The organism is Jiella endophytica (genome assembly GCF_004519335.1).
In the GTDB taxonomy this organism is placed as follows: domain Bacteria; phylum Pseudomonadota; class Alphaproteobacteria; order Rhizobiales; family Rhizobiaceae; genus Jiella; species Jiella endophytica.
The window spans coordinates 102,261-120,806 of record NZ_SOZD01000001.1 but is presented as its reverse complement, the minus strand read 5'-3'; the positions used below and the strand labels follow the sequence as shown (position 1 = coordinate 120,806).

The following is an 18,546-nucleotide window of genomic DNA, read 5'->3' as shown; positions in this document are numbered from 1 at the left end:
TCAGCGGCGGGTGTTGAGGCCGAAGCTCTGATAGCCCTTGCCAAGCTTGGGCTTTTTCGACGACAGCACCCGCGAATTGACGCCGTTCCAGCCGATCTCGCCGGACAGCCGGGCATATTCGATCTTCGGGCAGCGATCCATGATCACCGTGATGCCGGCGGCCTCCGCCTCCGCCGCAGCCTCGTCGTGGCGGACGGTGAGCTGCATCCAGATCACCTTCGGCAGCGGGGCGAGGCTGAGCGCCTCCTCGACGATGCCGGGGACGGCATCGGAGCCGCGAAAGACGTCGACCATGTCAATCGCAACCGGGATCGATTTGAGATCCGGATAGACGGTCTGGCCGAGGATTGTCTTGCCGGCCAAACCCGGATTGACCGGAATGACCTCGAAGCCCTTGGCGAGGAGATATTTCAGAACGAAAAAAGACGGCCGGATTTCCTTGGCGCTGGCGCCGACCATGGCGATGGTCTTCGTCTCGGAAAGGATATTTTGGATCAGCGCATCCGGATAGGAGAGCGGCGCCGCGTCTTTCGATGTGGCATCGCCGGCTGCCACCTGATCGCTGGCGGTCAGATCGTTCATCGTCCGGTCCATTCCGGCTGGCGCTTGTCGAGGAAGGCGCCGATCCCTTCTTCCGCATCGCGGGCCAGCATGTTTTCCACCATCACCGCGGCGGCATGGTCGTAGGCCTCGGCGAGGCCCATTTCGGCCTGGGCGTAGAAGGCCTCCTTGCCGATCCGGACAGTCGCCGCCGATTTTGAGGCGATGGTGGTCGCGTATTTTCCGACGACGGTGCCGAGATATTCCGGCGGCACGACGCGATTGACCAGGCCGAACTCGCGGGCGGTCCGCGCGTCGATCCGCTCGCCGGTGAGCAGCATCTCCATGGCGTGCTTGCGGGTGAGATTGCGCGACAGCGCCACCATCGGCGTTGAGCAGAACAGCCCGATATTGACGCCTGGCGTCTGGAACTGCGCCTCTTCCGAGGCGATGGCGAGATCGCAGGAGGCGACGAGCTGGCAACCGGCGGCGGTCGCAAGACCGTTCACCTCGGCGATCACCGGGCAGCGATGGCGGACGATCTGCTGCATCAGCGCCGAGCACTGGCGCATCGTCTTTTCGAAAAAGGCCCGGCCGCGGTCCTCGTCCGCCCGATGGGCGGTGAGTTCCTTGAGGTCGTGGCCGGCGGAAAACACCTTGCCGTTGGCGGCGAGCACCACGACGCGGCAGTCGGTGTCCTTCGCTGCTGCAGTCAATGCCTTGGACAGTGCATCCATCGTGGCGATCGACAGCGCATTCGCCGGCGGGCTGGACAGAGCGATCCGGGTGATGCCGGGAGCCTTCTGCACCTCGATCGGATGTGGCGCGGGGGTCATTTCGAGAATTTCGGCCATGCGGCTTTCAGCTTTTTGTCGGGTGATGGAACAGGACCGCCAGCGTCTTCCCGAGACTGAAAACGACCATTCACTGGAAGAGATTTTAAGCGGCGGTCGAGGGCGGTGAACCCCTCGTCGCTTTGGTTCAGCTTCTCTGCGCAGTCGGCAGCTTCCTCAGCAGCCTTGCGCGCCTTCTCGTCGTCGAGACTGGCCTGACTGAGAGCGTCGGTGAGTGAACTCATCATCGGCGCCATGCGCGTGCCTCCTTGCCGCAGCCGGCGGTTCCTGATCTGAACATAGTCGGGAGACCGGCCCGAGCCAATGCATCGCGGTCCGGGGATTGTGGGAGGGCGTCGCATGAAACCGGTCATGCATGTCGAGGAACTGCGCAGGTTTCTCAGCGAGGGGTTTCCCCAGGTGATGGGGCCGGAGAGCGGCTTTTCCGTCGAAGCGATCGGCGAAGGCTTCGTCACCATGAAGCTGGTCGCCGCCGAGCGGCATCTGCGCCCGGGCGGCACCGTCTCCGGACCGACGCTCTTCACCCTCGCCGACGTCTCGGCCTATGTCGCGATCCTCGCCCATATCGGACCGGTGGCACTGGCGGTCACCACCAACATGTCGATCAACTTCCTGATCAAGCCGCCGCCGGGGACGCTGGAGGCAAGAGCCTCGATCCTGAAGCTCGGCAAACGGCTGGCAGTGGTGGAGGTGGCGATTTCCGGCGAAGACGACGGCACCACCGTCTGCCATGCCGTCGCGACCTACTCGATCCCGCCGACGCGAGAGGCCAAGGACGGCGCCGGGAATATTGCGGTAAAATAATACCACTATCGCCCAATCCCCTGCATGTCAGAGGATTGCGCCCGGCCACCGCAGCCATTCGGCGTTGACACGGTGATCGGCTGCCCGTATGGAAGCCCCCACGAAGAGCGGCCCGTCGGCCGCCCTTTTCGTATGGCGGCCCCGAAGGCTTGCCTCGAGAACAAGACCAACATCCAGGGGCAACCCATGAAAACCTTCTCGCAGAAGACCGAGACGGTGGTGAAGAAGTGGATCGTCATCGACGCCGAAGGGCTCGTCGTCGGTCGCCTGGCTTCCCTCGTCGCGCTTCGCCTCAGGGGCAAGCACAAGGCCACTTTCACGCCGCATGTCGACGATGGCGACAACATCATCATCGTCAATGCCGACAAGGTGGTCCTGACCGGTAAGAAATACTGGGACAAGACCTATTACTGGCACACCGGCTATGCCGGCGGCATCAAGGAGCGCAAGGCGCGCGAGATCCTCGAGGGGCGCTTTCCCGAGCGCGTCGTCGAGAAGGCCGTCGAGCGCATGCTGCCGCGCGGACCGCTCGGCCGTCGCCAGCTGAAGAATCTCCGCGTCTATGCCGGACCGAACCATCCGCACGAGGCGCAGTCTCCCGAAACGCTCGATGTCCGGGCGATGAACTCCAAGAATGTGAGGGCAGCCTGATGTCCCAGCTCTCGTCACTCGAAGACCTCGGCACCGCCGCGAACGTCCCTGCCCCGCAGGCCGACGCCCCGGTCCATGTCCAGAAGCTCGACAAGTTCGGCCGCGCCTATGCCACCGGCAAGCGCAAGGACGCCGTCGCCCGCGTCTGGGTGAAGCCCGGCTCCGGCAAGATCATCGTCAACGACAAGGACTTCACCGCCTATTTCGCGCGGCCGGTCCTGCAGATGGTGCTGCGCCAGCCGATCGTTGCGACCGATCGTGACGGCCAGTTCGACATCGTCGCGACGGTCGCCGGCGGTGGTCTCTCCGGCCAGGCCGGCGCGGTGCGCCACGGCATCTCCAAGGCGCTGACCTATTACGAGCCGGGCCTTCGCTCGGTTCTGAAGAAGGGCGGCTTCCTGACACGCGACTCGCGTACGGTCGAGCGCAAGAAGTACGGCAAGGCGAAGGCCCGCCGGTCCTTCCAGTTCTCCAAGCGCTGATCGCGACCGTCCGGTCGAAGCGATCGCCATTGCAGCGGCCGCCGGGCAATCGTCCGGCGGCTTTTTTCATGCCCCGCCGGTCCGGTTGCGGACCCCGCCGTCGGCTGGGCGGTTCCTCCCGGCAAGGCTCCCGTCACCCTTCGGTGAGGGCAGCCGATATATTGCGATTGTCATCTTCCCGCCGTTCGAATCTGGCACATATCGGCTGCCATCAACGAGGACGAAGACGATGGATTCCCTATCGAGTTCAGAAACTTTTGAAAGTTTCTTCACTTGGATCAAAGAGCGCGGCGGCAATCGGCAATCCCTCTCCGCGGACTGCCTGAAAGGCGAGCCAAGCCTCGATGAACTGCTTGACGAGCCGATCGCCCGCCTGCTCATGGCCTGCGACAAGGTCGACCCGAATGTGCTGGAGGAACTCGTCCGCCGCCGCTTCGCCTGACGGCCATAGGCAACTCGCCGACGGGACCGCGCAGCGTCGGCACGGCCGCTTGCCTTCCTCCCGTCGGCGCGGCGACGCAAGTGGGAACGCCGCTCCCGAAACGACGAGACCCGGCGCGGGGGTGGTCCGCGACGGGTCTTTTTTCGTCGGCTCCCTCGACAGTTCGGGCAATCTTGAACGAGCGGCGGCAAAAACCGCCGCCAAGCCGCTCAGAAGTCCTGCCAGTCGGCGGCCTCGCTCGCCTCGGCCACCGGCTTCAGCGCGGCGCTCCCGACCGACTGCAGCCGGGGGGCGGCGGCCGGCTTCGACTTGCGCGGCGACGTCGCGACCGCGGCCCGGCGGGGCGCAGAGGCGAGTTCGAACTGGCCGATCAGCCGTGCCAGTTCATCGGCCTCGCTCAACAGATGGTTGGCCGCAGCCGTCGATTCCTCGACCATCGCGGCGTTCTGCTGGGTCATCTGGTCCATGTTGGTGACCGCGGTATTGACCTCGGAAAGGCTCGCAGCCTGCTCCTCCGACGAGGCGGCGATTTCGCGGACGATGCCGTTGATCGTCGCAACGTGGTCGGCGATCGCCTTCAGCGACTCGCCGGCTTCGCCGACGAGGTGAACCCCGTCCGCCACCTGATCCGCCGAACGGCTGATGAGCGCCTTGATCTCCTTGGCGGCCTCGGCGGAGCGCTGGGCGAGCGCCCGGACTTCCTGGGCGACGACGGCAAAACCCTTGCCGGCCTCGCCGGCCCTCGCCGCCTCGACGCCGGCATTCAGCGCCAGGAGGTTGGTCTGGAAGGCGATCTCGTCGATGACGCCGATGATCTGCGAGATCTGCTGCGACGAATTCTCGATGTTGCCCATCGCCGCGATCGCCCCGTCGACGACGCTGCCGGACTGCTCGGCCTCCTGCTTCGCGCGGGCGACGGCGTTGCGCGCGTTGCCGACGCTTTCGGCCGTGCGCCGAATGCCGTCCGTCACCTCGCCGAGCGCTGCAGCGGTCTCCTCGAGGCTCGCCGCCTGCTGTTCGGTCCGTCGCGACAGGTCGTCGGTCGCCTGGGACATCTCGCGCGAGCCGACGCGGATCTGTTCGCCGCTGAGCGAAATCGTCGCCATGGTCCGGTCGAGCGTCGCGACGGCCGAGTTGAAATCGGCCTTGAGGCCTTCGTATGCGGCCGGGAACGTCGCCTCGATCCGGTAGGCCAACCGGCCCGCCGAGACTGCCGAGAGCCCCTGCCCGATCTCCGCGACGACCATCGCCTGTTCCCGGGCGGTCACGGCCTGGAACTCGGCCGCGCGGCCGCGCTCGGCATCGGCCTCGTCCCGGCGGGCATTGGCCTCGCTCTCGAGCCGTGCCTTCTCTTCGGCGGCGCGCTTGAAAGCCTGGAAGGCCCGGGCGAGATCACCGACCTCGTCGCGGCGCCCGGCCTCGCCCAGATCGTCCACTTGCTCACCGCGGGCGAGCCGGTCGAGGGCGTCGGTGACATGGTCGAGGGGCGCCATCAGGCGGCGGCGCGTGAACAGGATGAGCGCAAGGCCGGCGACGATCGTCATCACGCCCATGGCGATCGACAGCGCGGAGGCGATTTCGGCCTTCACCGCAGCGTCGGACGCAACGTCGTTCTGCTGGGAGGCGAGCCTTTCGAGGAGAGCGTCGATGCTGGCCTTCGACTTGTCGACCGCCTCGCCGAGACGCTGCGCCGTTTCGTCGAAGTCGCCCATCAGCAGGTTTCCGCCGGCCGGGCCCTCGGCGACATAGGCCTGTGCCATCTTCTGGCCGAGGGCGTAGAATGGCGGGAACGCCGTCTGAAGTTCGTCGAGGGTCGCCAGCGTCTCCCTGGCGTCGAGGCCCGTCGCGAGATCGCGTGCGGCGGCGAGATTGCCGGCAAAGGATTCGGCATGTTCCTTGGCCAGATCGAAACCGTCCGCCAGACCGTCGAGGCCGCGCGTCGCCGAAACGTCGGTCAGGAACTGCTGCACCTGGACGACGTCGATCTGAATTTCCTTCTGCAGGACCGCGAGATCGAGAGACTTGCGCGCGAATGCGAGCTCGGAAGCCGTCGTCTCCCGCAGGCGGGCGATGTTCGCTTCATGCATCCGGTCGACGACGATTTCGCCGCAGAGAATTGCGGCGATCGCCGAAACGATGGCGATCGAGATGGTCTTCTGAAGGCGCTTCGATCTGGCGCTCATGCGTCGTCCCTCGTCTCTTTGGCGAAACAGAAATTCGAGGCTCCAATATATCTGAAGCCTTACCGGGATTTCACTTGCGTTCAGTCCAACTTTAGCCAAGGCAATAAATCGGCGTGATTTAAGATTTGGTGTCATCGGCAATAGTTGCATTTACGTAAAGTACGCGCAATTTATAAGTTAAAATGACATTCTTACGCTGGTGCGCATATAAGGGAGCGGAACGAAGGCTGCAGCCGTTGGTTAGCGCTGAGGCACCGGGCCGCAGGAATCTGCGACGGTGCGGCAACCAGTGGCAGGGAAAGGACCGGACGATGAGCAACGCGCCGGACAAATTCGACAACCAGCAGAACAATCCCGACGCGCAGGATCGCGACCAGGATCTCGGCTACCGCCGCGACGCACCCAAGGCGCGGCCGAGCGAGGACAACGCCTTCGACCGGCCGGGCAGCATCGACCGCCTTGGCGGCGAGCCAGAGCGACGGCCGGCCGAGGCTGTCGATGGCGATGAGGAAGCGGACGAACCATCGAGGTAAGATCCGTTTGCGGGCATACCTCTTGACTACAATCCGATGGGCCGGGCCAACCGAGAAGGTGGCCCGGCCTTTCTGAATCAAGGCCTTTTCGATCCGGTCTTTCGTCGCTCGCCTTGGGACAACGAACGCACTACCATCGGCGCCATGTTCCTGACCTTCTTCCTCAAGCTCAAGGCCGTCGGCGTCCCGGTGACGCTGCGCGAGCACCTGCAGCTGCTCGAAGCGATGCAGGCCGATCTCGTCGCCTATGACGTCGAGGCCTTCTATTTCCTTGCCCGCGCGTGCCTGGTGAAGGACGAGCGCTTCGTCGACCGGTTCGACCGGGTGTTCGCCGATGTCTTCAAGGGCGTCGAGGCCGTCTCGGGGGCGGCGGAGGGCGAGATCGCCGCGCGTGAGCTTCCCGAAGAGTGGCTGCGCCGGCTCGCCGAGAAGCATCTCACCGAGGAGGAGAAAAAGCTGGTCGAGGGCCTCGGCGGCTTCGACAAGCTGATGGAGACGCTGAGGCAGCGGCTGGAAGAGCAGAAAGGCCGCCATCAGGGCGGCAACAAATGGGTCGGCACAGGCGGCACTTCGCCTTTCGGCGCCTATGGCTACAATCCCGAGGGAGTGCGCATCGGCCAGAACGAAAGCCGGCACCGCCGCGCCGTCAAGGTCTGGGACAAGCGCGAATTCCGGGATTTCGACGACGACGTCGAGCTCGGCACCCGCAACATCCGCATCGCGATGAAGCGCTTGCGACGCTGGGTTCGCCAGGGCTCGCAAGAGGAATTCGCGCTCGACGCGACGATCGATTCCACCGCCCGCAAGGGCTATCTCGACGTGAAGACCCGCCCCGAGCGCCACAACGCCGTGAAGCTCCTGCTCTTCCTCGATGTTGGCGGCTCGATGGACGATCACGTGCGCGAGGTCGAGCAGCTGTTTTCCGCGGCACGGGCCGAGTTCAAGCACCTCGACTTCTTCTATTTCCACAACTGCCCCTATGAGCGGCTGTGGAAGGACAATCGCCGCAGACACGCCGAGGTCACCCCGACCGAGGAGGTGATCCGCACCTATGGCCCGGACTACAAGGCGCTGTTCGTCGGCGACGCGGCGATGAGCCCCTATGAGATCGCCATGCCCGGAGGCTCGGTCGAGCACTGGAACGCCGAGCCTGGCGGCGTCTGGCTGGACAGGCTGACGGCCAAGTGGTCGAAGGCCGCCTGGCTCAACCCGTCGAACCAGCGCTACTGGGACTACACCCAGTCGGTCGGCATGATCCGCGAGGCGATGGACGGACGGATGTTTCCGCTGACGCTTGCCGGCATCGAGGCGGCGACGCGCGAACTCGCGCGCTGAAAGCCAGGCGCACCGCCGCTTTTCGGGCAGATCGCCGGGACGCAAGGCGCGGCACCTTGCCACTGGTGCAGATTGTAACGATTCTTATTTTGCCTGATGAGCTCGCTGCACAGATAGTGCGGCGCTATCGACAGGCCGTCAGCATCCGCAGCCGCGGCCTCCTCCAGAACTGTCTCTACAGGATCGCCGGCGAATGACTGCTTCAGCCAACCCCACTCCCGTCTCAGCCCCGCGTTCGACGGGCTGGTCCTCTCTCAGCGTGGCGCTGCACTGGACGATCGTCGTGCTGATCATCGTCCAGTTCATCGACCACGAATGGATGGTCGACATGTGGCGCGCCACGCGTCGCGGCACCGAGATCGACGCGGCGACCGAGACCTGGGGCTGGGTGCACATCATTGCCGGAACGCTGGTGCTCGTCGCGGCGCTGGTCCGGCTGTGGGACCGCTTCGCCCACGGCCGGCCGCCCTACCCCGCCGAAGAACCGACCTGGGCGTCCTGGCTCGCCAGGATCACCCACGGCCTGATCTACGCGATCCTGATCCTCATGCCGATCGCCGGTCTGGTTGCCTGGTTCCTTGTCATCGGCGAGGCAGGCGAGGTCCACGAACTCATGTGGACGCCGCTCCTGATTCTGATCGGGCTGCATGTGGTGGGCGCGCTGGCCCAGCAGTTCTGGTTCAAGACCAACGTCCTGAAGCGGATCTTCGTGCCGGGCACGGTGTGAATGGCCGTCAGCTCACGTCAACAGCGCCCGCGCCGCAGCGACCATGACGGTGCCGATGACGACGACGACGATCAGCGGCAACCGGAAGGACAGGACCGTGCAGACGACGATGGCGACCCGCTCGGCCCAGTCGCCGGAGACGAGCACCGGTGCGACGATCGCCGTCATCACCGCCGCAGGGACAGCGTCGAGCGCTGCCGAGGCGCGGGGCGGGATGGTGCCGAGAAGCTGGATCAGGATGTGGCCGCCGAAGCGCGTCACATAGGTCAGAGCGCCGGCGGCGAGGATGATGAACCAGATCGAGCCGACCGACCAGGCGCCCTCGGAGAGCAGAGGTTCGCCGTTCACGACGCCACTCCCCGCCGCGTCTCGCGCCCGGCCTGGCGTTTGGGCGGGCCGATGACCGCGGCGACGGCAATGCCGGCGAGCCCGCCGAGGCTGACATGCCAGGGCGGCCCGGCCAGCCAGTAGGCGATGACCGAGACGACGAGGCTGGTGCCGGCAACGGGATAGAAGGATGCCCGCCGGCGAAAGCTCATGACGAGGCCGAGGAAATAGACCGGCAGCACGAAATCGAGACCGAAGGCGTCGGGGTCCTCGATCAGCCGCCCGAAACTCGCCCCGGCAAGGGTCGCCAGCAGCCAGCTGCAATAGAGCGTGACGCCGTAGGTGAAGTAGAATGTCGGCGTCAGCCGCCGCTGTGCCGCGCGTACCTCCGCCGATCCGAACAGCGGATCCACCAGCAGAAAGAAGGCGAGCGCCTTCTGCACCGGGGAAAACCCGCCCAGATGCCGGCTGATCGACGCCGAATAGAGCACATGGCGGAAGTTCAGCGCGAAGACCGTCAAAAGGATCGACCAGATCGGCGCGCCGATGCCCATCAGTTCGAGCGCCGCGAGCTGCGAGGCGCCGGCGAAGATCGCGCCGGAAAAGCCGAGCGCCTCGGCGGTCGTCAGCCCCTTCTGCACCGCGACTGCGCCATAGACCATGCCGAAGGGCAGGACCGCGAGCAGCACCGGCAGCAGCGCCCGCAAGGCATCCCTGCGCTCGCTCGCGGCATCCGCCGGCCTGTCGCTCGATGGGGCGTCGATGTTCAATGGGGACTGCCGGAAAGGGTGATGGGGCAAGGCGACCGATTCGACCGTTCGGTGACGATACAGCAAGTCGGGCGAGCCCCAACCGCTTTCCTGCGGTGCGGGCCGCAAGCCCTACTGATCGGCCTTGTCGAGCACTTCGCGGGGAAATTCGGCCAGCGTGACCGTCCAGCGGTCGAAGAGATCGGCGAGCCGCCGCCTGGTCAGGTCGAATGAGGAGGCGTTGAGCTCGACGACTGGCATTCCCGTTTCGGTGAGGTAGGACTTGTTGTAGGCGCCAAGGGAATTCCAGTGATTGACGAGATCGAGCGACACGCCGGCGCCGTCCCATATGGCGTAGAAGTTCAGGGTGCGGCAGTCGCGATTGTTCCGGCAGTCGAGGAAGAACAGCTGATAGGCGGTGCCGTTGATGTCGCCGGCGATCACCGGATCGCCGGTCTCGGTCTTGGTCAGTTCCGCCTCGCCATAGCCCCTCGCAAGGTCCAGCATCGCCGGAAAATCGTTGCGGTCGATGGTCTCGGCGGCGGCCCTCGCCTCGGTGGCGGGCGCCGGGCCGGCAAAGAGCGACAGGAGCGCCGCGAGAAGAATGGCTGAGCGCAGGCCGCGCGCCGGTCGGTCGGTCATGGGCAGTCCCGTGTGTCGTCGTTTCGCGCGACGCTGCCGCCCGCGCCTCGCCGACGCAAGAGCCGGCCGGACGAGGTAGAAGCTTTCGCCGGCCGCCGTGGCGGTTCTGCACCGCGGCAAAAACGCCTTACGTTACGGTGGGTTCGCGGCCGATCAGCGTGAACCAGCCATCCTCGTCGACCACCTCGATGCCGAGTTCCTCGGCCTTCTTCAGCTTCGAGCCGGCACCGGGGCCGGCAACGACGAGATCGGTCTTCTTCGATACCGATCCGGCGGTCTTCGCGCCCAGCCCCTCGGCCATGGCCTTCGCCTCGTCGCGGGTCATCTTTTCGAGAGAACCGGTGAAGACCACCGTCTTGCCGGCGACCGGCGAGGTCTCGGCGGGCTTTTCCACTTCCTCCACCTGAAGCTCGGCGACCAGCGCCTCGACGAGTTTCAGATTGTGCTCCTCGGAGAAGAACCGCGTGACGGCGGTGATCACCGCTCCGCCGATATCCTCCAGCGCATCCATCTCGGTGGCGGCTTCCTCGTCGCCGGCGGCAATCTTCAGGCCCGCCTCGTGAAAGGCTTCGAAGCTGCCATAGGCCCTTGCCAGCACCCGCGCCGTCGCCTCGCCGACATGGCGGATACCGAAGGAGAAGATCAGCCGGTCGAGGCCGATCGGCCGCCGTGCCTCGATCGCCTCGAAGAGGTTCTTCGCCGAGAGCTCGCCGAAGCCCTCCTTGTCCTTCAGCTTCTTCATGCCGGCATCGTTGCGGCGCTTCAGGGTGAAGATGTCGGCAGGGGTGCGGACCGGGAAGTCCGGGTCGTCATAGAAGAAGTCGATCTGCTTGTCGCCGAGGCCGTCGATGTCGAAGGCCTTGCGCGAAACGAAGAGCTTCAGGTGCTCGCGGCGCTGAAACGGGCAGGCGAACTCGCCGGTGCAGCGCCTGACGACGCTTTTCGCGCCCGAGGCCGTTTCCTCCTGCACCACTTCGGTCGAGAGCTCGCAGGGACAGACCGCCGGGAAGGCGAAGGGCTCGGCTCCTTTCGGCCGCTTCGCTTCGACGACGCCGAGCACCTGGGGAATGACGTCGCCGGCCCGCTGGATCTCCACTGTGTCGCCGATCCTGACATCGAGCCTCGCGATCTCGTCGGCATTGTGAAGCGTCGCATTGGTGACGACGACGCCGCCGACGGTAACCGGTTCGAGCTTGGCGACCGGCGTCAGCGCGCCGGTGCGACCGACCTGGATCTCGATGTCGTGAAGGAGCGTCGTCGCCTTCTCGGCGGGAAATTTGTGGGCGATCGCCCAGCGGGGCGAGCGCGAGACGAAGCCGAGCCGCTTCTGCAGCTCCAGATCGTCGACCTTGTAGACGACGCCGTCGATGTCGTAGCCAAGACTCGATCGCTGCTCTTCGATCTTATGGTAGTGCTCGATCAACGCGTCGATCGTCTCGAAGCGCTGCATCAGCGGATTGACCGAGAAGCCCATCTTGCCGAGCGCGGCGACCACCTCCGTCTGGGTGGCGCCCGGCACATCGCTCGTCTCGCCCCAGGCATAGGCGAAGAATTGCAGCTTCCGCGAGCGGGTGATGCCGGCATCGAGCTGGCGCAGCGAGCCGGCCGCAGCGTTGCGCGGATTGGCATAGACCGGGCCGCCGGTTTCTGCCTGGCGGGCGTTGAGGGCCTGGAACGCCTCGTGGCTCATATAGACCTCGCCGCGTACCTCGAAGACTTCGGGCGCCTTGCCCTTCAGCTTGTTCGGGATGTCGCCGATCGTCCGCGCATTACGGGTGACGTCCTCGCCCGTCGTGCCGTCGCCGCGCGTCGCGGCAGAGACGAGCTCTCCGGCCTCGTAGCGCAGGGACAGCGACAGTCCGTCGATCTTCGGCTCGGCGGTGATCGCCAGCGGCGCGTCCTCGGCAAGCTTGAGAAAGCGGCGCACGCGTTTGGCGAAATCCGCGACATCCTCGTCGGAAAAGGCGTTGTCCAGCGAGAGCATCGGCAGCGCATGGCGGATCTTGCCGAACTTTTCCGAAACCTCCGAGCCCACCCTGACGGAGGGCGAATCCTCGCGGATCAGGGCAGGAAACCTTGCCTCGATCTGGCTGTTGCGCCGCCGCAGCGCATCGTATTCGGCGTCGGAGACGCTCGGCGCGTCCTCGCGGTAGTAGCGGGCGTCATGCTCGGCGATTTCGCCGGCGAGCCGCTCCAGCTCCTCGGCGGCTTCGGCTTCGTTCAGCTCTTCGACCGGTCTGTCGGCCATGTCAAAACTTGCTCCGTCTCGCTCGGCGACCGGCGGCTCGGCGCGGACTGATTGCTCAAGACTCGGCGCGAGCTTGCTCTATGGTGACCGATACCGCATTTTTCATGAAGATGACCGCGTGGACAGAACCAGATATGGCCGAGCCCCTCCAAGTCACACTGCCGGAAGACCTGATGCAGGAAATCGCCGCCGAGGTCGAATCCGGCGCCGTTCCGACGCCTGACGAATTGATACGCCAGGCGCTGGCAACCTATTTCGAGATGGACCGAGCGGCGCGCATCGAAGCTGTGCGGGCACGAGTGGACGCGGCACGGAGAGACCCGCGCCCCTCCGTACCCGTTAAGGAGGCATTCGAAAGGGTCCGACGGGAAGTTTCACGACGGCATCGCTCGTCGTGAAAGTTCTGCCGGTCCGACTATCGGAAGCGGCAATATCCTCCCTTGCGGACCTTGCGACCTACATCGCGACGTCGACTGGATCACTCGATGTCGCACTATCATTCACCGATCGCATCGAACGGCGTTGTACGAAGATCGGCAGGGCGCCGAATGGCGGCTCTCCGCGCGCTGATCTTGGGGACGATGTCCGCCTTGTTCCGTTCGAGCGGTCGGCGGTGATCCTGTATCGGACGTTGGAAGATCACGTCGAAATCATCGACGTCATCTATGGCGGCCGCGACTACAATGCGATCATGCTTCGAAAATCATGAATGGAGCCACTCTGGCTGTGGCAGGTCGAGCGCCAGAACGCGTTCGGCAATCTTGCGCCGCACCGGCGCCAGCATCGTCGCCATCGGCATGGCGTATTTCAGCATCGAGCCGAGATAGGCCGGCGGACGGCCGAGCCGGTCGGTCATCTCGCGCGTCTGGTCGATGACGGCTCTCGCCACCGGCAGCCGCTGCGTTTCATATTCGGTTTCGCGGTGCTCGCAATAGAGATGGGCGAATGCCGCGACATCCCAGATGCCGAGATTCATGCCCCGCCCGCCGACCGGCGAATGAACATGGGCCGCGTCGCCAGCGAGGAACACCTTGCCGCGGGACATCCGCTCGGCATGGCGGAACGAGACGTGGAAGGTCGACTTCCAGGTAACCTCGGCGATGCTGGCGCGAAACGCCTCGACGAGCGCCTCGGGCGAATCGTGAAAGCCGATCAGCCGCGCCCGGTTCTCGCCCATCGGCAAAAGGGCGTGGGACTTCTCCCGCGACGAGCCGATCGAGAGCTTGCCCCGGTGGGCGTCGATCGGCTCGTCGAAGACGACGTCGGCAAGCGCGAAGGCGCCGGGATAGCCCTCGCCGCTCCAGGGCACGCCGAGCTCCTGGCGAACCCGCGAATGGCTGCCGTCGCAGCCGAGGATCGCCGCCGCCTCGACGCGTTCGCCGTTGGACAGCATCGCCGTCGGGCGATGGGTCTCGCCGACGGTGTCGAGGCCGACGGACCATTCCACCGGCACCGAATGCGCCGCCAGCCATTCGATCATCAGCCGTTCGGTGCCGCCTTGCGGGAAGGCGAGGATGAAGGGATAGGGCGTGTCGGCGTCGGAGAAATCGAAGGCGAAGGCCGGCTTGTCGTCGAGCGCGATGTCGGCACCGGTGATCTTCGTTCCGGCCGCCAGAAGCTTCGTCGTGATCCCCGAGGCTTCGAAGATCCGCAGCGTCGTCGGCAGGACGGCGAGCGCGCGGGACTGGTCGGCGGGCGTCGGCCCCTCGCCGGCATCGACGATGCGGACGGCAACACCGCGCCGCGTGAGTTCCACCGCCGCCGCAAGCCCGACGGGCCCGGCCCCGGCAATCAATACGATCCCGTCGCGCGCCATGTTCACCCCCATCCTGTCCGACGGGGACGATTATAGGGCGCCGGCGCGGCCTTGCCGACCGGTCCTCAGGAGCGCCCCGCCCCGATCAGCCGGGCGGCGGCCGCTCTTGCCTCTTCCGTGACGCTCTCGCCGGCCAGCATACGGGCGATCTCCTCGCGCCGACCCTCGACGTCGATGGTCGCAACGCGGGTCGCCACACGGTCCTCGACCTCGCTGCCGACGCTCGCCTTGGAGATCAGGAGATGCGTCGCGGCCCTTGCCGCGACCTGCGGCGCGTGGGTCACCGCCAGGACCTGCACGGAGCCGGCGAGACGCGCCAGACGCCGCCCGATCGCATCGGCGACGGCGCCGCCGACGCCGGTGTCGATCTCATCGAAGACCAGCGTCGGCGCCGAGCCGCGATCGGCGAGCGCCACCTTCAGGGCCAGCAGAAAGCGCGACAGCTCGCCGCCCGAAGCGACCTTCATCATCGGCCCGGCTCGGGTGCCGGGATTGGTGCGGACATGGAACTCGGCTGTATCAATGCCGGAGGGATCGCGCCGCTCGGCGTCGCTCGCGATCTCCACCATGAAGCTCGCCCGCTCGAGCTTCAGATCCGGGAGTTCGGCCATCACCGCAGCTTCCAGCATGCGGGCCGCCACGGCGCGCCTTTCCGACAGGACGGCCGCCTCGGCATCATAGCGCTCGCGCTTTGCCTCGACCTCCGCCTGAAGGGCGACGAGCCTCTCCTCGCCGGCGTCGAGATCGGCAAGATCGCCGATCATCCGTGCCGTCAGTTCCGGCAGATCGTCGACGGGAAGGTTGAACTTGCGGCCGGCGGCGCGCAGCGCGAAAAGCCGCTCCTCGGTCGCCTCCAGGGCACGCGGATCGAATTCGAGGCTGCGGAGCGCTGCTTCAAGGCTGGTCTGGGCATCGGACAAGGCATCGAGGGCGGTATCGAGCCGTTCGATCGCCTCGTCGAGCAGACCGGGGAGTTCGTCGCGCTTGCGGTCGAGCCGCTTCAGGAGATTCGCCAGCCCCGGGATCGGTGAGGTCGGGCCGGAGAGTTCCTCATTGGCGTCGTTGACGTCGGTGGCGATCTTTTCCGATCGCATCATCACCTGACGCCTTTCGGCGAGTTCCTCTTCCTCGCCGGCGAGCGGCTGGAGTTCGGAAAGCTCCTCGACCGCGCTCCTCAGAAAATCCGCCTCGCGCGCCGCCGCCTCCACCTTGGCGCGATGCGCCGAGAGGGCCTCGCGAGCGCCGCGCCACTCGCCATGGAGCCTTGCGAGCGATTCGGCTTCGTGCTCCAGCCCGCCGAACTCGTCGAGGAGCATGCGATGGCTGGCGGCATCGACCAGCGCCCGGTCGTCATGCTGGCCATGGATCTCGACCAGCGACAGGCCGATCTGGCGCATCAGCGCGACGCTGGAGGGCCGGTCATTGACGAAAACGCGGCTGCGCCCATCGGCGGTCTGGACACGCCGCAGCACGACGTCGCCGTCGTCGTCGAAACCATTGTCGGTAAGAAGCTGCCTCGCCGGATGATCGGCGGCGACGTCGAAGGCGGCGATCACCTCGCCCTGCTTCGCGCCGTGACGGACCAGCGAACCGTCGCCGCGGCCGCCGAGGGCCAGGGAGAGCGAATCGAGCAGGATCGACTTGCCGGCGCCGGTCTCGCCGGTCAGCACCGAGAGACCCGCCCCGAGCGTCAGGTCGAGGCGTTCGATGAGGACGATGTCGCGAATGGAAAGATGGACCAGCATGTCCGGTTCGTCGGTCAGGGCAGGATGCGGCGCAGACAATGTCGGTCGCTGGCAGTGGTTTCGCAAGCCGGCTCGGCGGACAATGCGGGCGGCGGCGCGTCGCTTCTTGCAAAAAGCGGCGCTTGCGCGCCGCCTTGTCTTGCCGATGCGGCCGGGATGGCCGCCGCCTTCAGCCGATCTCCCGGCCTCAGGACGCGCCGGTGATCTTCTTCGTCGCCGCGGCGAACCAGGAGTCCGACGCGCCGGCCTGCGGCTCCAGCCCGTGGCCCTTCAGCAGAGCGTAGGAGTCGCGATACCAGGGCGAGTCGGGATAGTTCTGGCCGAGCACCGAGGCGGAGGCCTGCGCCTCGCGGATGAGCCCCATGGCGTAATAGGCCTCGGTCAGGCGGGCCAGCGCCTCTTCGACCTGGCGGGTGTCGGGATAGACGTCGACGACGTTCTTGAAGCGGTTGATGGCGGCGAGATAGTCGCGCCGCTCGAGATAGTAGCGGCCGACCAGCATCTCCTTGCCGGCCAGCTGGTCGCGGGCAATGCGCAGCTTGCCCTTGGCGTCCTCGGCATAGGCGGTGTCGGGGAAGCGCTCCATCAGCGCCCGCATCGCCGTCGCGGTGTAGGCCGCCTGCTTCTGGTCGCGGGTGACGTCGGGGATCTGGCGGAAGTGCGACAGGCCAATGATGTACTCGGCATAGGCCGCATCTTCGGAATTCGGATAGAGCGAGATGTAGCGCTTGGCCGCCGTCGTCGCTTCCTCGTAGTCGCCGCCGCGATAGCTGGCGAAGGCCTGCATGATCAGCGCCTTGCGGGCCCATTCCGAATAGGGATGCTGGCGGTCGATCGCCTGGAACTTCTTGGCCGCCTCGCCGAGCCGTCCGCCTTCGAGATTGGCGAGGCCCTGATTGTAGAGAACGTCCGGCGGATCGGTCTCGGCGGCGAGCGCCAGGACGTCGACGTCGTTGTCGCCCCCCGACATGCACCCGCCAAGTCCGAGTGCGGCACCAAGGACCGCGCCGGTCAGCGCCATGCGCTGCGCCCATTTCGTTGGTCCGGCGGACTGCCTTGTCGCTTCGATCATGTTCTGCGGGTCCCCTACCCCATTCAGCCTCCGGCCGGCATCACTACCCCCCGAGCGAGGCTCGAACAATGCCGAAGCCCGAGTAAGGTGCCTTTTTTGTGGCCGGGCGACGTGAAACCCCTTGCACGCCATCATTCACCCACCGCCTGTTGCCGCAGCGTCACCATCTGACCCGCACTCGGCGTGAGGGTGGATCGTCGGCCGAAAGCGGGCAAGTGACGCAGAAACGAGCCCGTCCGGACACCGGACAGGCTCGCCGCCTTGTCGAGCGGATGCGACGCAGATGTCGGACCTCAGAGGATCTGCGGACCAAAGGCCGGCGCGGCAACCGCGACCAGCGGCGCATGGCGCACCGGGTCGACGCGGCGGGCCGGCATCTCGACGATCTCGTAGGCCGTCGGATCGGCGAAGAGCGCCTGCAGCGCCATGGCGTTCAGCCGGTGGCCGCCGCGATAGGAGCTGTAGCAGCCGAGGATGCGCAGGCCCGCGAGAGCCTGGTCGCCGACGGCGTCGAGCGCCTTGTGGCGAACGAATTCGTCCTCGAAGCGCAGCCCTTCCGGATTGACCACACGGCCGTCGTCGGAGAGCACCACCGAATTGTCGAGCGAGGAGCCCAGCGCATAGCCGGCCGCCCAGAGCTGTTCGACATCGGCCATGAAGCCGAAGGTGCGCGCCCGGGCGAGATCCCGGGTGAAACGGGCGGCCGTGAGGTCGGCCCGGTAGGTCTGCCGGCCGATCGCCGCATTGGCGAAATCGATCTCGATCTCGAAGCGGGTGCCGGCATAGGGCCGGTATTCCGCCCTCGCCTTGCCCATCTCGATCGCCACCGGCTTCAGGATCCGCAGATAGCGGCGCTTGGCACCCTGGCTGACGACGCCGGCCTCGTTGATGCCGCGGACATATTCCGCCGAGCAGCCGTCGAGGATCGGCGTCTCGCGGGCATCGATCCGCACCGCGACGTTGTCGACGCCCATGGCGTAGAGCGCGGCCATCAGATGCTCGATGGTCGAGACATGCGCACCGGCAAGATCGCCGACGACGGTGGAAAGATCGGTCAGCGAGGAATTCGCCGAAACGGCGGGGATCTGACGAATGCTGCCGTCGGGACGGACGAGATGGAAGACGATGCCGGTGTCGACCTCGGCCGGAAGCAGTGCGAGTCGCACCGGCAGACCACTGTGCACACCCACGCCGTCGAAATCGATACGCGATGCTATCGTCTGCTGAAACATCAACACGTCAGGATTACCTTTCCCCGTCCAGCCTTCGGCACCCCCGCGCCGCGGCCGCCTACACACACATCCAGTCGACTGATTCACCCGGTTGAGACCGGCCGGGGAATCCGCAATGGTTCCCCTTTCGTTGCGATCGTTGGTAAATCGGCAAGCGGTTTTGG

Annotated in this window: 21 protein-coding genes; 9 read left to right on the top strand and 12 right to left on the bottom strand. The window is 65.9% G+C overall.

Annotated elements, in window-relative coordinates:
• Genes E3C22_RS00665 through E3C22_RS00655 form a run of 3 tightly spaced genes read right to left on the bottom strand, consistent with a single transcriptional unit; the run spans position 1 to position 1,630 of the window.
• Positions 1-582 (bottom strand): CoA-binding protein, encoded by a 582-nt coding sequence (locus tag E3C22_RS00665; RefSeq protein WP_134759238.1) that lies wholly within the window; start codon positions 580-582, stop codon positions 1-3.
• A complete protein-coding gene (locus E3C22_RS00660) occupies positions 579-1,394 on the bottom strand; it encodes an enoyl-CoA hydratase (RefSeq protein ID WP_134759236.1) in 816 nt (271 codons plus the stop codon). The genes E3C22_RS00665 and E3C22_RS00660 overlap by 4 nt, the downstream gene beginning before the upstream one ends.
• Positions 1,373-1,630, bottom strand: coding sequence for a hypothetical protein (locus E3C22_RS00655; protein ID WP_134759234.1), 258 nt, complete (start codon positions 1,628-1,630; stop codon positions 1,373-1,375). Before E3C22_RS00655 ends, E3C22_RS00660 begins: the two co-directional genes overlap by 22 nt.
• A gap of 103 nt (positions 1,631-1,733) precedes the next feature.
• On the opposite strand from E3C22_RS00655, the gene E3C22_RS00650 reads away from it, so the two are divergent.
• The 4 genes from E3C22_RS00650 to E3C22_RS00635 all read left to right on the top strand — a co-directional run bounded on the left by E3C22_RS00650 (position 1,734) and on the right by E3C22_RS00635 (position 3,773).
• Positions 1,734-2,198: a PaaI family thioesterase gene (locus tag E3C22_RS00650; protein WP_134759232.1), complete on the top strand. Its 465-nt coding sequence runs from the start codon at positions 1,734-1,736 to the stop codon at positions 2,196-2,198.
• A 186-nt stretch (positions 2,199-2,384) separates the two neighbouring features.
• Positions 2,385-2,849 (top strand): 50S ribosomal protein L13, encoded by a 465-nt coding sequence (gene rplM / locus E3C22_RS00645; RefSeq protein WP_134759230.1) that lies wholly within the window; start codon positions 2,385-2,387, stop codon positions 2,847-2,849.
• Positions 2,849-3,331, top strand: coding sequence for a 30S ribosomal protein S9 (rpsI, locus tag E3C22_RS00640; RefSeq protein ID WP_134759228.1), 483 nt, complete (start codon positions 2,849-2,851; stop codon positions 3,329-3,331). The genes rplM and rpsI overlap by 1 nt, the downstream gene beginning before the upstream one ends.
• A 229-nt stretch (positions 3,332-3,560) precedes the next feature.
• On the top strand, positions 3,561-3,773 hold the full coding sequence (locus tag E3C22_RS00635; protein ID WP_134759226.1) for a hypothetical protein: 213 nt from the start codon (positions 3,561-3,563) through the stop codon (positions 3,771-3,773).
• Between the two features lie 209 nt (positions 3,774-3,982).
• Here E3C22_RS00635 and E3C22_RS00630 read toward each other — a convergent pair whose 3' ends face one another.
• On the bottom strand, positions 3,983-5,956 hold the full coding sequence (locus E3C22_RS00630) for a methyl-accepting chemotaxis protein (protein WP_167591579.1): 1,974 nt from the start codon (positions 5,954-5,956) through the stop codon (positions 3,983-3,985).
• Positions 5,957-6,267: 311 nt separating this feature from the next.
• Between E3C22_RS00630 and E3C22_RS00625 the strand changes: the two genes are divergently transcribed.
• The 3 genes from E3C22_RS00625 (at position 6,268) to E3C22_RS00615 (ending at position 8,551) form a co-directional block, all read left to right on the top strand.
• Positions 6,268-6,489, top strand: coding sequence for a hypothetical protein (locus tag E3C22_RS00625; protein WP_134759222.1), 222 nt, complete (start codon positions 6,268-6,270; stop codon positions 6,487-6,489).
• A 144-nt stretch (positions 6,490-6,633) separates the two neighbouring features.
• Positions 6,634-7,824: a vWA domain-containing protein gene (locus tag E3C22_RS00620; protein WP_134759220.1), complete on the top strand. Its 1,191-nt coding sequence runs from the start codon at positions 6,634-6,636 to the stop codon at positions 7,822-7,824.
• 193 nt (positions 7,825-8,017) lie between these two features.
• Complete coding sequence (locus E3C22_RS00615; protein ID WP_134759218.1) at positions 8,018-8,551, top strand: cytochrome b; 534 nt, start codon at positions 8,018-8,020, stop codon at positions 8,549-8,551.
• Between the two features lie 12 nt (positions 8,552-8,563).
• On the opposite strand, the gene E3C22_RS00610 is transcribed toward E3C22_RS00615, so the two are convergent.
• From E3C22_RS00610 to ligA, 4 genes are all read right to left on the bottom strand, one after another.
• Positions 8,564-8,899 (bottom strand): AzlD family protein, encoded by a 336-nt coding sequence (locus E3C22_RS00610; RefSeq protein ID WP_245514693.1) that lies wholly within the window; start codon positions 8,897-8,899, stop codon positions 8,564-8,566.
• Positions 8,896-9,648, bottom strand: coding sequence for an AzlC family ABC transporter permease (locus E3C22_RS00605; protein WP_245514692.1), 753 nt, complete (start codon positions 9,646-9,648; stop codon positions 8,896-8,898). The genes E3C22_RS00610 and E3C22_RS00605 overlap by 4 nt, the downstream gene beginning before the upstream one ends.
• Positions 9,649-9,759: 111 nt before the next feature.
• Entirely contained in the window at positions 9,760-10,269 is a 510-nt protein-coding gene (locus E3C22_RS00600; protein WP_134759216.1) for a YbjN domain-containing protein, read from the bottom strand.
• Between the two features lie 127 nt (positions 10,270-10,396).
• Positions 10,397-12,517, bottom strand: a complete 2,121-nt coding sequence (gene ligA / locus E3C22_RS00595; RefSeq protein ID WP_134759214.1) for an NAD-dependent DNA ligase LigA — start codon at positions 12,515-12,517, stop codon at positions 10,397-10,399.
• Positions 12,518-12,597: 80 nt separating this feature from the next.
• Here ligA and E3C22_RS00590 point away from each other — a divergent pair, with 80 nt between their 5' ends.
• Together E3C22_RS00590 and E3C22_RS00585 are read left to right on the top strand one after the other, a co-directional pair.
• Complete coding sequence (locus tag E3C22_RS00590; protein WP_134759212.1) at positions 12,598-12,915, top strand: ribbon-helix-helix domain-containing protein; 318 nt, start codon at positions 12,598-12,600, stop codon at positions 12,913-12,915.
• A complete protein-coding gene (locus E3C22_RS00585) occupies positions 12,912-13,226 on the top strand; it encodes a type II toxin-antitoxin system RelE/ParE family toxin (protein WP_134759210.1) in 315 nt (104 codons plus the stop codon). Before E3C22_RS00590 ends, E3C22_RS00585 begins: the two co-directional genes overlap by 4 nt.
• Here the strand turns inward: E3C22_RS00585 and E3C22_RS00580 are convergent.
• The 4 genes from E3C22_RS00580 to lpxC form a co-directional block, all read right to left on the bottom strand.
• Positions 13,221-14,333, bottom strand: a complete 1,113-nt coding sequence (locus E3C22_RS00580; protein WP_134759208.1) for an FAD-dependent oxidoreductase — start codon at positions 14,331-14,333, stop codon at positions 13,221-13,223. The genes E3C22_RS00585 and E3C22_RS00580 overlap by 6 nt on opposite strands.
• A gap of 65 nt (positions 14,334-14,398) precedes the next feature.
• Positions 14,399-16,078: a DNA repair protein RecN gene (recN, locus tag E3C22_RS00575; protein ID WP_134759205.1), complete on the bottom strand. Its 1,680-nt coding sequence runs from the start codon at positions 16,076-16,078 to the stop codon at positions 14,399-14,401.
• 187 nt (positions 16,079-16,265) lie between these two features.
• Positions 16,266-17,150: an outer membrane protein assembly factor BamD gene (locus E3C22_RS00570; protein ID WP_425364945.1), complete on the bottom strand. Its 885-nt coding sequence runs from the start codon at positions 17,148-17,150 to the stop codon at positions 16,266-16,268.
• Positions 17,151-17,443: 293 nt separating this feature from the next.
• Positions 17,444-18,382, bottom strand: coding sequence for a UDP-3-O-acyl-N-acetylglucosamine deacetylase (gene lpxC / locus E3C22_RS00565; protein WP_134760842.1), 939 nt, complete (start codon positions 18,380-18,382; stop codon positions 17,444-17,446).
• Positions 18,383-18,546 lie beyond the last annotated feature (164 nt).

Bases quoted from the DNA above. Each gene is read 5' to 3' on its own strand.
- E3C22_RS00665 (WP_134759238.1), bottom strand. From the start codon at position 582: ATGAACGATCTGACCGCCAGCGATCAGGTGGCAGCCGGCGATGCCACA.
- E3C22_RS00660 (WP_134759236.1), bottom strand. From the start codon at position 1,394: ATGGCCGAAATTCTCGAAATGACCCCCGCGCCACATCCGATCGAGGTG.
- E3C22_RS00655 (WP_134759234.1), bottom strand. From the start codon at position 1,630: ATGGCGCCGATGATGAGTTCACTCACCGACGCTCTCAGTCAGGCCAGT.
- E3C22_RS00650 (WP_134759232.1), top strand. From the start codon at position 1,734: ATGAAACCGGTCATGCATGTCGAGGAACTGCGCAGGTTTCTCAGCGAG.
- rplM (WP_134759230.1), top strand. From the start codon at position 2,385: ATGAAAACCTTCTCGCAGAAGACCGAGACGGTGGTGAAGAAGTGGATC.
- rpsI (WP_134759228.1), top strand. From the start codon at position 2,849: ATGTCCCAGCTCTCGTCACTCGAAGACCTCGGCACCGCCGCGAACGTC.
- E3C22_RS00635 (WP_134759226.1), top strand. From the start codon at position 3,561: ATGGATTCCCTATCGAGTTCAGAAACTTTTGAAAGTTTCTTCACTTGG.
- E3C22_RS00630 (WP_167591579.1), bottom strand. From the start codon at position 5,956: ATGAGCGCCAGATCGAAGCGCCTTCAGAAGACCATCTCGATCGCCATC.
- E3C22_RS00625 (WP_134759222.1), top strand. From the start codon at position 6,268: ATGAGCAACGCGCCGGACAAATTCGACAACCAGCAGAACAATCCCGAC.
- E3C22_RS00620 (WP_134759220.1), top strand. From the start codon at position 6,634: ATGTTCCTGACCTTCTTCCTCAAGCTCAAGGCCGTCGGCGTCCCGGTG.
- E3C22_RS00615 (WP_134759218.1), top strand. From the start codon at position 8,018: ATGACTGCTTCAGCCAACCCCACTCCCGTCTCAGCCCCGCGTTCGACG.
- E3C22_RS00600 (WP_134759216.1), bottom strand. From the start codon at position 10,269: ATGACCGACCGACCGGCGCGCGGCCTGCGCTCAGCCATTCTTCTCGCG.
- ligA (WP_134759214.1), bottom strand. From the start codon at position 12,517: ATGGCCGACAGACCGGTCGAAGAGCTGAACGAAGCCGAAGCCGCCGAG.
- E3C22_RS00590 (WP_134759212.1), top strand. From the start codon at position 12,598: ATGGTGACCGATACCGCATTTTTCATGAAGATGACCGCGTGGACAGAA.
- E3C22_RS00580 (WP_134759208.1), bottom strand. From the start codon at position 14,333: ATGGCGCGCGACGGGATCGTATTGATTGCCGGGGCCGGGCCCGTCGGG.
- recN (WP_134759205.1), bottom strand. From the start codon at position 16,078: ATGCTGGTCCATCTTTCCATTCGCGACATCGTCCTCATCGAACGCCTC.
- E3C22_RS00570 (WP_425364945.1), bottom strand. From the start codon at position 17,150: ATGATCGAAGCGACAAGGCAGTCCGCCGGACCAACGAAATGGGCGCAG.
- lpxC (WP_134760842.1), bottom strand. From the start codon at position 18,382: ATGTTTCAGCAGACGATAGCATCGCGTATCGATTTCGACGGCGTGGGT.